The organism is Xenorhabdus miraniensis (genome assembly GCF_002632615.1).
This window is the reverse complement of sequence record NZ_NITZ01000084.1, coordinates 1-1,126: the sequence shown is the minus strand read 5'-3', so window position 1 is coordinate 1,126 and position 1,126 is coordinate 1. Positions and strand designations below refer to the sequence as shown.

Genomic DNA, 1,126 nt, shown 5'->3' with positions numbered 1-1,126 from the left:
TGTCTAAAGAAAAGTTTGAACGTTCAAAACCGCACGTTAACGTTGGTACTATCGGCCACGTTGACCACGGTAAAACTACCCTGACTGCTGCAATCACCACCGTTTTGGCAAAAACTTACGGCGGTAGCGCTCGTGCATTCGACCAGATCGATAACGCACCAGAAGAAAAAGCACGTGGTATCACCATCTCTACTTCTCACGTAGAATACGATACCCCAACTCGCCACTACGCGCACGTTGACTGCCCAGGCCACGCCGACTATGTGAAAAACATGATCACCGGTGCTGCTCAGATGGACGGCGCGATCCTGGTTGTTGCTGCAACTGATGGCCCAATGCCACAGACTCGTGAGCACATCCTGCTGGGTCGTCAGGTAGGCGTTCCATACATCATCGTGTTCCTGAACAAATGTGACATGGTTGATGATGAAGAGCTGCTGGAACTGGTTGAAATGGAAGTACGTGAGCTGCTGTCTCAGTACGATTTCCCAGGCGACGACACACCAATCATCCGTGGTTCTGCTCTGAAAGCGCTGGAAGGCGAAGCTGAGTGGGAAGCGAAAATCATCGAACTGGCTGAAGCACTGGATACTTACATCCCAGAACCAGAGCGTGACATTGACAAGCCATTCCTGCTGCCAATCGAAGACGTATTCTCCATCTCCGGCCGTGGTACAGTAGTTACCGGTCGTGTAGAGCGCGGTATCGTTAAAGTAGGTGACGAAGTCGAAATCGTTGGTATCAAAGAAACCACTAAAACGACTTGTACTGGCGTTGAAATGTTCCGCAAACTGCTGGACGAAGGCCGTGCGGGTGAGAACGTGGGTGTTCTGCTGCGTGGTACTAAGCGTGATGACGTTGAGCGTGGTCAGGTTCTGGCGAAGCCAGGCTCTATCCACCCACACACTCAGTTCGAATCTGAAGTGTATATCCTGAGCAAAGATGAAGGTGGCCGTCATACGCCATTCTTCAAAGGTTACCGTCCACAGTTCTACTTCCGTACAACTGACGTAACCGGTACTATCGAACTGCCAGAAGGCGTAGAGATGGTAATGCCAGGTGACAACATCAACATGGTAGTTAACCTGATTGCGCCAATCGCAATGGACGAAGGTCTGCGTTTCGC

The 1,126-nt window shown here is 51.0% G+C and carries 1 protein-coding gene; it reads left to right on the top strand.

All coding sequences use genetic code 11. From position 1 onward, the window contains the following. A partial coding sequence (gene tuf / locus Xmir_RS22125) for an elongation factor Tu (protein WP_099116107.1) occupies positions 1-1,126 on the top strand: 1,126 nt, incomplete at both ends.